The organism is Niabella soli DSM 19437 (assembly GCF_000243115.2).
In the GTDB taxonomy this organism is placed as follows: Bacteria; Bacteroidota; Bacteroidia; order Chitinophagales; family Chitinophagaceae; genus Niabella; species Niabella soli.
Window position 1 is genome coordinate 4,504,077 of sequence record NZ_CP007035.1, and the last position, 12,652, is coordinate 4,516,728.

Consider the following 12,652-nt stretch of genomic DNA (forward strand, 5'->3'; position numbering starts at 1 on the left):
TTAAAGGTGCGGCTCTCACGTTTATCGTTTCACGATTAATGCTGCAGTAGTGTATTAAACAAACAATAATGAATTTAGATACAGGACACGATGCTTCATCGCTACGGGAAGCAGAACGCATAAAAGCGGTTTATTATATAGAGACGCCTTATGAGCCGGAAGCTGCTGCAGCAGTGCTGGCGGGGGAGCAGTCATCGGGGACTTTCGTGGCAGTGCCGGGAGAAACGGAAGCATTAAAGCAGCGTTTCGCGGCACGGGTGGAAAAAGTGACACTTTTGGAAACAGTGCAGCAGCCGGCTATTCCGGGAGCCATAAGTAAAACGGGTGTCTACAACCGGGCAAGGGTGGAGGTTTCCTGGAGCATTGAAAATTTTGGTTATAATCTGCCCGTAATGCTATCAACCCTGCAGGGGAATTTATACGAGATCACCCAGTTTACGGGGTTAAAGCTGATGGATATTGAATTACCGCCATCATTCGGTGCTCATTTCAAAGGGCCGGAATTTGGTGTGGAAGGATGCCGTAAGCTGACGGGTGTTGCCTCCCGGCCGTTGATCGGAACGATCATCAAACCCTCTGTCGGTTTATCGGTAACAGAAACGGCCGACCTGGTAAAGACCTTGGCGGCGGCCGGTATCGATTTTATAAAGGACGATGAATTATTATCCTCATCGGCCAATTCAAAATTTGAAGACCGGGTGGCCGGAATCATGAAGGTGATTAATAAGCATGCGGATAAAACGGGCAAAAAGATCATGTATGCCTTTAACCTTAGCGGGGAAATGGATGAGATGCTCCGGCGCTATGAAACAATTGTAAAACACGGGGGCACCTGTGCTATGATCAGCATTAACAGTGTGGGCTTAAGCGGGGTTAAAAAGATCTGTGATCAGCGGCAACTGGCTATACATGCGCACCGCAACGGCTGGGGCATGCTTACACGCCATCCTCTACTGGGAATCGATTTCAGGGCTTACCAGAAAATATGGCGTCTGGCAGGTGTTGATCAACTACATGTAAACGGAATTCAGAATAAATTCTGGGAAACGGATGACAGCGTTGTGGCTTCTATTAATGCCTGTTTAACCAAACTATTTGATCAACAAAATGTGCTGCCCGTTGTATCCTCAGGGCAGTGGGGCGGACAGGCTTTTGAAACCTGGCAACGTACACAAACGCAGGATCTGCTCTATATGGCGGGCGGCGGCATACTGGCCCATCCCATGGGACCTGCCGCAGGCGTTACGGCGTTGCAGCAAGCCTGGAGTGCGGCTGTTGAAGGGAGTACACTACAGGAGGCTGCAGCGCAATATAGGGAGTTTGGAAAAAGCGCGGAAAAATTCGGAGGAAAATAGTGCATGCAACAAACGGGAAAAAATAAATTACTGGCTTTCTATGGCGATGATTTTACCGGTGCTACCGATGCGCTGGAATGTATCTGTAAAGCGGGAGCCAAAGCCCTGCTGTTTATGGAACTGCCGCAGCAGCTCGATGCAGAGCGGCTGAAAGACCTCGATGTGATAGGTATTGCCGGGAAAACAAGGTCGCTACCGGTTGCGGGGATGAAAGCAATCCTGAGCGAAGCATTTGAAAAAATAAAAGCAGCAGGAGTAAGGCAGGTACATTATAAAGTGTGCTCCACATTTGACTCATCTCCGGCTATCGGGAGTATTGGATGTGCAATGGAAGTTGGGCAGGCTGTTTTTAATACGAACACAATACCGGTTTTGGGTGGGGCACCATCATTGGGCAGGTATTGTGTTTTTGGAAATCTTTTTGCTGGAATGGGGACGGGGGGCAACAGGGAAATGTACCGGCTGGATCGGCATCCGTCCATGAGCAAACACCCGGTAACCCCTGCGGACGAAAGCGATTTGCGACTGCACCTCTCCCGGCAATTAAGCAGGACCTTCGGGTTGATCGATATACTACAGCAGGATAAGCCGGTGCAGGAATGGAGTGCTACACCTGACGGGGATGCGGAAGTGATACTGATTGATGCCCTGTATGGGCGACAGTTGCCAAAGATCGGCGAATGGCTGGACACTGGGGTCCCGGGCGCTATCGTATTTTCGGTAGGAGGTTCGGGGGTGGAAACAGCATTGGGCGCTTACTGGAACCGGACGGGGATCTTGCAACGAAAAGAGCAATGGCCCGCCGTTGCTGTAGCGGACCCGCTGCTGGTGGTATCCGGGAGCTGCTCTCCTGTAACGGCGAAGCAAATCGCTTATGCGCGGTCTTGTGGATTTAATGAAGTGATCATCGATGCGATCAGCGTTTGTAATAATGGCGTGCCTTCCAATGTATTCGAAGTAATAAATAAAGCGTTAGCGTCCGGCAGTAGTGTGATCGTGCATACGGGCAGTAAAGCTGAAGAAAATGTACCCTCAGAAAAATTAGGAACGGCATTGGGTACGATCGTAAAACAGGTACTGTATCACAATAAGCTGAAACGCGTGGTGATTGCCGGCGGAGATACCAGCAGCTACACGGCCAGGGCGATGGAAATAGCAGCGGTTGAAATGATCGCCCCAATCGTCACCGGCGCGCCGCTTTGCCGGGCTATTTCATCAAATAAATATATTGATGGCCTCGAATTGAATTTTAAAGGGGGGCAGGTAGGCGATGAAGATTATTTTGAAGTGTTGCGGGCAGGCAGAGAATAATTGAAAAGACGAATTAAGCTCCATCGGAGCAAAATATCTATATAAAAAGAACATTTATTTGAAAAAAATATAAAAATGGCAGCATCAAAAACATTAGGATTGATCCACACATCGGCCACCCTGGTGCCGGTATTTGATGAACTATGCAGGAAACATATTCCGGACGTTAAGGTTTTTAATATTGTGGATGACAGTCTCATTAAAAATACCATTGCCTGTGGCAAACTGACGCCCCAAACGGCAAAGCGGGTAGTAGGATATGCAAATGCAGCAGAAGAGGCGGGAGCTGACTACATAATGTACACCTGTTCCTCTATTGGCCCGGCGGTGGAAACGGCAGCGGGTTTAACGGGTGTGCCGGTGTTACGGGTAGATCAGCCAATGGCAGATGCTGCAATAGCCGCGGGCAGCCGGATCGGTGTGGTGGCTACCTTGTCAACCACCCTGGAACCCACGTCAGACCTGGTGCGCCGTAGGGCAGTTGCGGCGGGGAAAGAGGTAACGATCCTCTCCCGGTTATGTGAAGGTGCTTTTGAAGCCTTAATGAAGGGAGATGCCGCAACACATGACGCGGTTGTAGCAGCCGCTTTAAAGCGGCTGGTGGATGAGGTAGATGTAATAGTATTGGCACAGGCCTCCATGGCGCGCGTGGTGAGCGGTTTGCCGGATCAGGAAAAGAAAGTGCCCATCCTTGCCAGCCCGCCCATTGCAATGGAGTATTTAGCAAAACTGTTGGGATAAATCATGCAAAAATTGTATAAGAGCTGCTTTTATGGATCTTGCATCGCAGCAGCGGTTTTGCTGGCAGGGCTCCTGTTGCAACAGCCGGCAATTGTAAAACCATGTGCTATCATAACGGCCGTTGCTTTTGCATTAGGGCTCGGTGCCTTTCCTTTATTAAAGGGATACCGGTATACCGCGTGGATCATTGTAGCCGTGGTTGCAGGAATGGTTTACCCGCAGGCGTTTTTGAACTGGGGACCCATCAACCTGCGCGATAAAACACTGATACTGGTTATTATTCAGTTGGTCATGTTTGGTATGGGCACCCATATCAGCATCAGGGATTTTAAAGGATTAGCCTATACGGGCAAAGGCGTGCTGATCGGACTGCTTTGTCATTTTTCAGTGATGCCGATGATGGGCTTGCTGCTTACAAAAGTATTTCACTTCGAACCGGAAATAGCTGCCGGCGTGATATTGATCGGGAGTTGCAGCAGCGGGCTGGCATCAAACGTAATGGTATACCTGGCGCGTGCGAATCTTGTATTATCTGTTATTGTTACGGCGATGGCTACCCTGGCGGCCCCATTTCTTACGCCGTTGCTAATGAAAATACTGGCAGGTACGCTCATCGAAGTAAGATTTGTGGATATGATGGTGGAGATCATAAAGATCGTGATCGTGCCGATTGGAGCCGCGCTGCTACATGATTATTTGAAAACCGCTTCTGAGCAAACGCGCCGGCGTATTTATATAACGGCTGTTGTCTGCACCGCCTATGCTGTATTCCTTTTAGTGGTAGCATATCCTTTCCTGGAGCGTAATGGGGCAAGTCATGCGGCACTGCAGTCGCTGGAACTGTCCGGGTTTTTGACCTGCGCAGTAAGCGGCGGCGTGGTCTATCACCTCATATATAATCGTTTTGAAAAAATTGATAAAATAATGCCTTATGTCTCGATGTTTGGTATTATTTATTTTACGATGGTCACCACTGCTGCCGGCCGGGATAATCTGATGAAGATCGGCCTGCTGTTATTTGTTGCTTCGGTTATTCATAATGCCGCGGGCTATTTTTTTGGTTACTGGTTGAGTCGTTTGTTTGGCCTGGATAAAAATTCCAGTCGTACTATCGCCTTTGAAGTTGGCTTACAAAATGGCGGCATGGCCAGCGGCCTTGCGGGGACTATGGGTAAGCTGGGTACGGTGGGGTTAGCGCCGGCCGTATTCAGTCCCTGGATGAATATCAGCGGAAGTATCTTAGCTAATTACTGGCGGCGCAAACCTGTTGAGGTGAAAGGTACGCAAGAGGAGGCTAAAGCTTTTAAGAATTAATCAAAGGGGGCATGATCTGCATGTAAAGAAAATAGTAGTAGAATAAAAATGTCAAACAGTCCCGTAGGGACGACCGATCGGTAGAATAAGAAAACGCCACCGGTACATTGCGCTCCGTAGGAGCGACCTGTTGGAGTGATCAAATCGTAAAGAGTTTAAATAAAATGTAGTATTGAATATGTATAGAACGGTTCTTGTTTTTTTATTTTATATGCTTTGTTCCGGTTCGGTGTTACAGGCGCAATTGGTTGATAAAACGCCTGCTCCGGTGCCGGTAGCGCCATCGGTTTACCATACGGAACCGTATGAAGACCCACTGGTAAGCGGTATCAACCGGGACCTTTCCCGGGCTACGGCTTACTCCTTTGCCAGTGTAAATGATGCACTGGACGGGGATCGTGAAAAAAGCGGGCGGTATCTTTCCTTAAACGGTCTTTGGGATTTTGCCTTTGCATTGAAACCCGGTGATGCGCCTGCAGATTTTTATAAGAAGAAAGTGTCTGGATGGAAAAAAATAACTGTTCCCTCCAATTGGGAAATGCAGGGTTATGATAAACCGATCTACAAAAGTGCCGTTTACCCGTTCCGCCCCGTAAACCCGCCATCGGTACCAAAGGATTACAACGGAACGGGCTGCTATCAGCGTTCGTTTATGATCCCCAAAAACTGGAAAAACAAAAATATCACTTTACATTTTGGAGGGGTGAGCTCTGCATATAAGGTCTGGATCAATGGTCAGTTCCTGGGCTATGCTGAAGATAGTTTTATGCCTTCAGAATTTAACATCACCCCATACCTGAAAGAAGGGGAGAATATTGTATCGGTATGGGTATTGCGCTGGTGTGACGGCAGCTTTTTGGAAGACCAGGATCAGTGGCGCCTGAGCGGGATCCATCGCGAAGTGTACCTGATGGCAGAACCCAAATTGCGGATCGCTGATTTTTTTTACCAGACAAAACTGGATAAACAATATAAGGACGCCGTGTTAAGCATCCGGCCCCGGCTGGAAAATCTCAGCGGAAAAAAAGTGCCGGGCTGTATAATTAAAGCGCAACTGTATGATGCAGGTAAAAAGCCTGTATTGAAAAAGGCATTGCAGATCACGGCCGATGCTGTTGTCAATGAAATTTATCCCCGGCTGGACCGTGTGAAATTTGGCTTGCTGGAAACTACGATCAGGGATCCAAAAAAATGGAGCACGGAAGAACCCAATTTGTACACCCTGGTGCTGAGCCTGGAAGATAGTACCGGGGCGGTTTTGGAGGCAAAGAGCTGTAAGCTGGGTTTTCGAAGTATTGAATTCAGAAAAACAGATAGCAAACTGCTGATCAATGGAAAGGAAACCTATCTGTACGGTGTGAACCGTCCCGATCACCATCCGCTTAAAGGAAAGGCCCTTTCCCGGGAAGATATTTTAAAAGATATTACAACTATTAAACGGTTTAATTTTAATTGTATCCGGCTGAGTCATTATCCAAGCGATCCTTATTTGCTGGATCTGTGCGATGCATTCGGGATTATGGTTATTGATGAAGCCAACCTGGAAACGCATGGGCTTGGCGGTAAGCTGGATAATGATCCCCGGTGGACGGGCGCTTACCTGGAACGGGTTTCAAGAATGGCATTACGGGATAAAAACCATCCTTCCATCATTTTCTGGAGCCTGGGTAATGAAGCCGGCAGCGGCCCCAATCATGCTGCTATGGCGGGCTGGATCAAGGATTATGATATGACGCGCCCGCTGCATTATGAACCCGCCATGGGCAGTCCTAAAGAGGAAGGGTATATCGATCCTTCTGATCCCAGGTACCTGAAAGCAAACGACCATTCCCATCGTATTCAGAATCCCAGAGACCAGTATTATGTGGATATGATCAGCCGGATGTATCCTGCGCTCTATACGGCGCCGTTGCTGGTGTATCAGAAAAATGGCGACCATCGTCCCATTTTCTTTTGCGAGTATGCGCATGCCATGGGTAACAGTGGCGGCAACCTGAAAGAGTTCTGGGATCAGTGGCGGGCATTACCCCGGGTGATCGGCGGTTGTATCTGGGAGTTTAAAGACCAGGCCCTGGTGAAGAAAGACCCGGCAACCGGGAAACCGTTTTATGCTTACGGCGGCGATTTCGGGGAAAAATATTTCGACAACTTTACGATCAAAGGGATCGTGAATGCCGATGATACACCGAAGGGAGTGATGTATGAATGCAAAAGGATCTTTCAGCCGGTACAATGCGAATGGGCCGATTCGGCAAAGCGTATTATAAAAATCATCAACAGGAGCCCGGTACGCAATGTGAACAGCTATACCTGCAGCCTTTCTGTACTGCGGGCCCAGGATCATGAGTACGCCTATTCCTCAACAAAATCTTTTGATATTGCCCCGGGCGATAGCCTGTATTATGATATGGGAAAAGCTGCTGCGGTGCTGTCCGGAAACGGGGAGTATTTTGTAAATATTTCTTTCCTGTTAAAAGAAAAAACGGACTGGGCGGATAAGGGATTTGTTATCGCCTCAAACCAGTTGCATTGGGGAGCGGTGAAAAAAACACCACCGGCTTTTTCGGCAATACCTTTTAAAGAGGATGGCCATTATTTTACTGCGGCCGGCCCGGATTTTTCTGTAAAGATTGATAAAAAAACAGGTGGTCTGATCTCGTGGACCGACGGATCAGGGAAAAGTGAAAAAGTGGCGATGCCCTTACTCCCGCATTTTACAAGACCGCTGACCGATAACGACAGGCGGGGATGGAAACCGCAAAAGATCATGGCGCAATGGTATACGGACAGCCCTGTTTTAAAAACGATTTCGCTGGAAACAAGGAACGGCGTGGAGGGAGTGCTATCGCGGTATACGATGCTGCAGGATAGTGTGCGGGTAGCGGTTTTCTATGCGGCAAACAAATTGGGAAGTATTAAAGTGGCGTATGAACTGGAAGCAGATCCGGCACTGCCCGATATTCCGAAGATCGGGATGCAAATGGGGATTAATAAAAATTTTACAGACCTTTCCTGGTTTGGGAAAGGGCCTATGGAGAATTACATCGATAAAAGTTACGGCGCTGATGTAGGCTGGTACCGGATGAACCTTTCAGCATTTATCGAAAATTATGTGGTGCCGCAGGAGAATGGCAACCGGACGGATGTGCGCTTTTTTCAACTTATGGATCAGCGGGGGCAGGAGGGCATGGCGGTCACCACCGATAGCCTGCTCAGCATCAGCGTATGGCCTTATACCGAAAAAAATATCCAGTCGGCGAAACACACAACGGATCTGCATACTCCCGGATTTAATACGTTGAATATTGATCTGATCCAGATGGGTGTAGGCGGAAATGATAGCTGGAGCCCGGTGGCAGCGCCGCTGGAACAATACCGGATAAAAGCAGGTAGGTATCATTATTCATTCTACCTGGATCCCCGGCCGGTCCGGTAAAATTTTTTCAGAAAAACTAACCGGTATATTTGAAAATTGATAAACAGAGCAAATGAAGGGACGTTTGAAAATAACCATAATAATACTTGCATTCTTTTTATTGCATAGCGCTTGTTGGGGGCAAAAGGAAAAGCCGGCAACACTTGAATCACTGTTTAAAGCCCCACCACAGGAGGCCAGCCCCTGGGTATTCTGGTATTGGATGTATGCGGCCGTTTCAAAAGAAGGGATCACCGCAGACCTGGAAGCCATGAAACAGGCAGGGATCGGAGGTGCTTACCTGATGCCCATTTATGATACAACCTCAAAAGTTCCTTACCCGAAACCGGCACGGCAGCTGACGCCGGAATGGTGGGCGATGGTGAATCATGCGATGGCAGAAAGCAAGCGGTTAGGACTAAAACTGGCCATGCATGTAAGCGATGGTTTTGCGCTGGCGGGCGGCCCCTGGATAAAACCGGACCAGTCGATGCAGAAGCTGGTATGGACAAAAACCTATCTGCGTGCCGGAGAAATAAATATACTCCGCTTGAAGCAGCCGGAAACCCGTGAAAACTTTTATGAGGACATAGCCGTCTTTGCCTACCCGGCTAATGCGAATGCTGCTTTTGAAAAGATAGCGCCCATACCGGTTGTAACGGCAAGTACGGGGGAGAAGGTTTCCTGGCTCGCTACAGAAAATAATGATGGGGGGACTTTCAGAAGCGACACGGCTTGCTGGATCCAATACACTTACCCAAGAAAGTTCACACTGCGCTCAGTAAGAATCCATACCGGTGGTAATAATTACCAGGCGCAGCGATTGCTGGTACAATACAGCAATAACGGGGTTGGGTTTAAAACATTGATGCGACTGGAACCTGCACGCCACGGGTGGCAGGATACGGATGAAGATAACACTTACGCTATTCCCGCTACTACTGCAAAATACTTCCGGTTTGTTTATGATAAAAAAGGAACGGAGCCCGGTGCTGAAGACCTGGATGCTGCCAAATGGAAGCCGGTATTAAAAATAAAAGGGATTTACCTGGGCGATGAACCGGTGATCAACCAGATCGAAGCAAAGAATGGCAGCATGTGGCGGGTAGCCGGAAATACAACGCCCGAAATAGTGCCGGATAACGGTGCAGTGCGGTTAAAGAATGTTATAAATCTTACCGGCAAAATGGACAAAGAGGGCAACCTGGATTGGCAGCCACCCAAAGCAGGCAACTGGATCATTTTACGGATGGGGCATACTGCTACAGGCCATACCAATGCAACCGGCGGCGCAGCAAAAGGGCTGGAATGCGATAAGTTTAATAGAGATGCGGTAACACTTCAATTTGAAAACTGGTTTGCAAAAGCATTTGAGAAAACAAGCCCGGGCCTGGCGGCGGAAGTGCTAAAAATATTTCATGTGGATAGCTGGGAAGCAGGGAGCCAGAACTGGGGGAAGAACTTTGCGGACGAATTTAAAAGAAGACGCGGTTATGACCTGATGCCCTGGCTGCCGGTAATGGCGGGCGTTCCCGTTGAAAGCGCTACTACTTCTGAAAAAGTATTGCACGATGTGCGGGAAACCATTGCAGAATTGATCAATGATGTATTTTATAAGACCCTGGCACAACTGGCACATGAAAAGGGATGTACGTTTAGTGCGGAAAGCGTGGCGCCTACTATGACGAGCGACGGTCTGTTGCACTACAAAACAGTGGATATACCCATGGGTGAGTTCTGGTTAAAAAGCCCTACGCATGATAAGCCGAACGATATGCTGGATGCCATAAGCGGCGGCCATATTTACGGGAAAAATATTATACAGGCAGAAGCCTTTACAACATTGCGGATGAACTGGAGCGAGCACCCGGGAAATATAAAGGCATTAGGGGACCGGAATTTTGCAATGGGGATTAATAAAATGGTGTTGCATGTGTTTACACACAATCCCTGGCTGAACCGGAAACCTGGTATGACCCTGGGAGGCATCGGTTTGTTTTATCAGCGGGACCAAACCTGGTTCCGGCAAAGCAATGCCTGGATCACTTATCTGGCAAGGGTTTCAGCAATACTGCAACAGGGGAAGCCCGTGACGGATATTGCTGTATTTACAGGAGAAGAAGTGCCGCGCCGTTCCGTATTACCCGACCGGTTGGTTGCTACATTGCCCGGAGTATTTGGAGCAGCGCGGGTGGCATCGGAAAAACTAAGACTGGAAAATGTGAATCAACCACTACGAACGATACCGGAGGGAGTAACACATTCCGCAAATATGGCCGATCCCGAAAACTGGACGGATGCGTTGCGCGGCTATAAATATGATTGTTTTAATCCGGATGCGCTGCTGCAGGCAAAAGTGGTGAACGGGAAAGTAGTACTGCCCTCTGGTGCCCGTTATTCCATATTGGTATTTCCCGGTAAAACAAAAATGAACCCCAACAGCAGTTTAATGTCTTTGGCGGTTGCAAAAAAGATTGAGGAGCTGCAACGCGATGGGGCAGCGATTATTATTGATAAACAATCCTGGCAACCCATCAGCTTTAACGAAAGTCAAAAGGAATTAGACGCGGTTTGGCAAAGGATAGCGGCTTTTAATGGAAAAAATAGAATGATAGCAGCTCCCTATAATGAGGCTTCTTTTGATAAGCTGGGTGTGTCAAAAGATGTAGCTGTCTTGTCAGCAAATAACAGGGTTGCATGGACACACAGGGAATTGAGCGACGGGGATAGTTATTTTATTTCAAATCAGGAGAACCAACCGCAAACACTTACTTTATCCTTCAGGGTGGCGGGCTATGTGCCGGAGATATGGGATCCCGTTACCGGAACGATTAGCGTTAGCGGGAACTGGGAAATCAAACAGGGTAGAACGATTATTAACCTGCCGTTGGCCTCCAATGGGTCGGCATTTATAGTGTTCCGCCAGCCAACAACAGCAAAACAAAAAAAGACGGTTATTGATGGACCCAAAACAATTGCGAAAATCAGCAATGCCTGGAACGTACAGTTTGACACGGCTTACGGAGGCCCACGGGAAGCGGTGGTATTTGAAAAACTGGAGCCCTGGAATAAAAACGGGAATATAGCTATAAAGTATTATTCCGGAACCGCCGTCTATAAAAATAATTTTAGCATTACTGATCTTAAAAAAGGCAAGCCGGTTTTTATACGTATCGATAGTGTTTATAACTGCGCTACAGTGCGCATTAACGGAATGGATTGTGGCACTATTTGGACGGATCCCTTTCAGTTGGATATTTCAAAAGCAGTTAAACAAGGACAAAATAGTATTGAGATCACAGTGAGCAATACCTGGGCCAACCGGCTGATCGGGGATCTTTCACTGCCTGAAAATAAACGCGTAACCTGGACGACAGCGCCCTTATTGCTACAGGGGAAACCCTTGCTGAATGCGGGTTTGGGAGGAGAGGTTAAGGTTGTTCAGTAAAGAGAATGCTTCTTTATGGTGCCGTCATTTCGAGCGTACCGCAGGGAAGCGAGAAATCTCGTTCTTTAATAACGGGATTTCTCACCCTCCTGGCGTCGGGTTCGAAATGACGTGAACCTTTATTTCAACTCCTGTTTAAAAAAATCGATGGTCCGTTTCCAGGCCAGTTCAGCAGCTTCTTTGTCGTACCGTGGTGTGGTATTATTATGAAAACCGTGGTTAGCGTTGGCATAAATATAGGCCGTATACTTTTTATGGTTGGCTTTTAAAGCCGTTTCATAAGCAGGCCATCCTTCGGTGACGCGGGTGTCCAGTGCAGCGTAATGCAATAAAAGCGGGGCCTGTATTTTAGGAACGTCCGTTTCAGCAGGCTGGGTGCCATAAAAAGGAACGGCCGCTGCCAAACCAGGAATACGAACAGCCATCATATTGGCGATCCACCCGCCAAAGCAAAAGCCTACCACGCCCACTTTACCATTACAATCCGGGTGGTTCTTAAGATAATCGTAGGCAGCAATAAAATCTTCCAGCATTTCATTTTTATCCCGTTTGGCCTGTAGCACCCGTCCTTCATCATCATTACCCGGATAACCGCCCAGGGGTGTCAGGGCATCGGGCGCCAGTGCAATAAAACCTTCTACAGCGGTTCTGCGCGCCACGTCTTCGATATAGGGATTCAGTCCCCGGTTTTCATGTACCACCACTATGCCACCAACTTTCTTTTTTAACCCATCGGGTTCGGCAAGCAGGCCTTTAATGGACCCGCCGCCCTTAGGCGACGGGTAATGAATGTATTCCGTCTTGAGTCTTTTGTCTTCCGGGCCTACGGTAGCCGTTGTTTTATAATCCGGCATTAAAAAACTCAGCAGTGCGGGAACGGTGAGGCCACCAACGGCATAGAGCGACAGTTGTTGCATAAAACCGCGCCGGTCTATTCGGTTATGCGCATAGTCATCATACAGATCGAATACTTCCTGCCGGATATTTTCTTTTTTTACAGGGTCCATATGTATGGTTTTATAAGGTTGAAAGCTTGTTCAAATTTACATTGTTTTCCCGAAGTTTATC

The 12,652-nt window shown here is 48.1% G+C and carries 7 protein-coding genes; 6 read left to right on the top strand and 1 reads right to left on the bottom strand.

Annotation, left to right across the window (positions count from 1 at the left end):
• Window positions 1-68 precede the first annotated feature (68 nt).
• The 6 genes from NIASO_RS18775 (at window position 69) to NIASO_RS18800 (ending at window position 11,584) form a co-directional block, all read left to right on the top strand.
• Window positions 69-1,355, top strand: a complete 1,287-nt coding sequence (locus tag NIASO_RS18775) for a ribulose-bisphosphate carboxylase large subunit family protein (RefSeq protein ID WP_008582670.1) — start codon at window positions 69-71, stop codon at window positions 1,353-1,355.
• 3 nt (window positions 1,356-1,358) lie between these two features.
• Window positions 1,359-2,666 (top strand): four-carbon acid sugar kinase family protein, encoded by a 1,308-nt coding sequence (locus NIASO_RS18780; RefSeq protein ID WP_008582668.1) that lies wholly within the window; start codon window positions 1,359-1,361, stop codon window positions 2,664-2,666.
• A gap of 75 nt (window positions 2,667-2,741) precedes the next feature.
• Window positions 2,742-3,407 carry an aspartate/glutamate racemase family protein gene (locus NIASO_RS18785; RefSeq protein ID WP_008582667.1) on the top strand — a complete coding sequence of 222 codons (666 nt, stop codon included), beginning with the start codon at window positions 2,742-2,744 and terminating at the stop codon, window positions 3,405-3,407.
• Between the two features lie 3 nt (window positions 3,408-3,410).
• Window positions 3,411-4,721, top strand: a complete 1,311-nt coding sequence (locus NIASO_RS18790) for a bile acid:sodium symporter family protein (RefSeq protein ID WP_008582665.1) — start codon at window positions 3,411-3,413, stop codon at window positions 4,719-4,721.
• 178 nt (window positions 4,722-4,899) lie between these two features.
• The gene (locus NIASO_RS18795) at window positions 4,900-8,157 is read left to right on the top strand and encodes a glycoside hydrolase family 2 TIM barrel-domain containing protein (RefSeq protein ID WP_008582664.1); all 3,258 of its coding nucleotides are present in this window, start codon (window positions 4,900-4,902) and stop codon (window positions 8,155-8,157) included.
• A gap of 52 nt (window positions 8,158-8,209) precedes the next feature.
• Complete coding sequence (locus NIASO_RS18800) at window positions 8,210-11,584, top strand: glycosyl hydrolase (protein WP_008582662.1); 3,375 nt, start codon at window positions 8,210-8,212, stop codon at window positions 11,582-11,584.
• Window positions 11,585-11,703: 119 nt separating this feature from the next.
• On the opposite strand, the gene NIASO_RS18805 is transcribed toward NIASO_RS18800, so the two are convergent.
• Window positions 11,704-12,591, bottom strand: a complete 888-nt coding sequence (locus tag NIASO_RS18805) for a dienelactone hydrolase family protein (RefSeq protein WP_008582660.1) — start codon at window positions 12,589-12,591, stop codon at window positions 11,704-11,706.
• Window positions 12,592-12,652: the final 61 nt, after the last annotated feature.